General features: G+C 42.4%; 1 protein-coding gene. It reads right to left on the reverse strand.

Annotated features, from left to right (window positions below; translation table 11 throughout):
• Window positions 1-65: 65 nt before the first annotated feature.
• Window positions 66-1,220, reverse strand: coding sequence for a hypothetical protein (locus KDK14_RS18215; protein ID WP_257266620.1), 1,155 nt, complete (start codon window positions 1,218-1,220; stop codon window positions 66-68).
• Window positions 1,221-1,323: the final 103 nt, after the last annotated feature.

A 1,323-nucleotide genomic window follows, 5' to 3' on the forward strand; every position in this document is an offset into this window, starting at 1 on the left:
GTCCGAACAGAGTCAGGCAACGAAAAAATAGGGAAGTTATTTCCAGACAACTCCTAAACGGAGAATTACACAGCAATCCATAATTCTCGGTCCACCTCTGAACTTCCGCCAATAGGTTGAGTATCCTTATCAACCAATTCCTCTTGTTTCTGGCGTTCTTGAGTGAGCAGTTCTTTCTGTTTTGCTGCCCTGTCAAGCCAATCTTGGGTTTTATCGATAGCCTCTTTCAATTTCTCGAGATTGCACCCATATTCCTCTCTCAGGAAGAAGTACTGCAGAGAATCAAACCATTTCGGGTCAGGGTACGGAATATTATCATTTTTTCTGGCCTCTTCCAGATCTTCGTGCTTTTGTTCCGCAATTTTCAATTCCTCTGTTTTATCGAATGCTTTAAATAATTTTATGTTGTGATTAACCTTTGCGTACTCTGCCGCATAGAATTTGGTTCGCAATGTGATGAGTGACTCCTCCATTCTTTGGTACTTATTCAAGAACCTGTCTTTCGGTAAAGTAAGAGTGGTTGCCTCGGTTAATTTTTCGCGGGTATCCACCATCGCTGACGCTGTTGAAGTAATAAAGTCAGAGGCTTTTACAACGAGAAAATTGCCAAGATAAAAAGCTCCGACGCCAATGATTAAGCTAGCAAACACAATGGCAGGTATACACAAGGCAGCTGAGGCCGCCCCCATTGACACAGTTGAAAGAAGAAATAAACCACCGACACAAAGTCCAGCCCCTACGGCATTGAATTGCAGAAAGTTCAGAATGTTTAACAACACAGAGGTCACGGTGTAAACCTTGCTACGTATTCTTTCTACCAGTGAACTCCGATCAGTCTCTGGATGATTGACTTGGTATATGGTCTTAAAACTTTTAGAAAAGATTTTTATCGCCAGGGCAAGCTTTTTTATTTTGCCAGGCGGTTGGTTAAACTCCGGATCACTAATGGTAATATCATCTGCTTTAAATGGTGACTCCATGTTGTCAAGCGCTGTTTGTTTCTGCGAAGACGTCTTTGGCTTGAAAGTGTCGGATGCTTCAAGGGCTGAAGTTTTCTCAGAATGGCATACTGCCCTGAGAGAGATTGGCGTTGTATGGGTTCGGAGCACAGCTTCATCTTTACATTGCGGTACTGTTACTTCTGTTTTAGTAGTTTTTGGGTTTTCAAGGTCAGATGGTGGTTGCTTCATGGGAGGATTAAGTGTAGCTCTTGAAATCATAGGACACTCCTTGTCTTGATTGTATGTATTTAAATATCACGGTGGAATCTAGTACTTCGTTTTTTCCCACCTGCAAGCTTGCCATCCAGTCTATCCTGATACC

It is taken from the genome of Endozoicomonas sp. ONNA2, from assembly GCF_024606365.1.
GTDB lineage: Bacteria > Pseudomonadota > Gammaproteobacteria > Pseudomonadales > Endozoicomonadaceae > Endozoicomonas.

What these genes read in the sequence shown, in the direction of transcription:
- KDK14_RS18215 (WP_257266620.1), bottom strand. Translation starts at nt 1,220, where the DNA reads ATGATTTCAAGAGCTACACTTAATCCTCCCATGAAGCAACCACCATCT.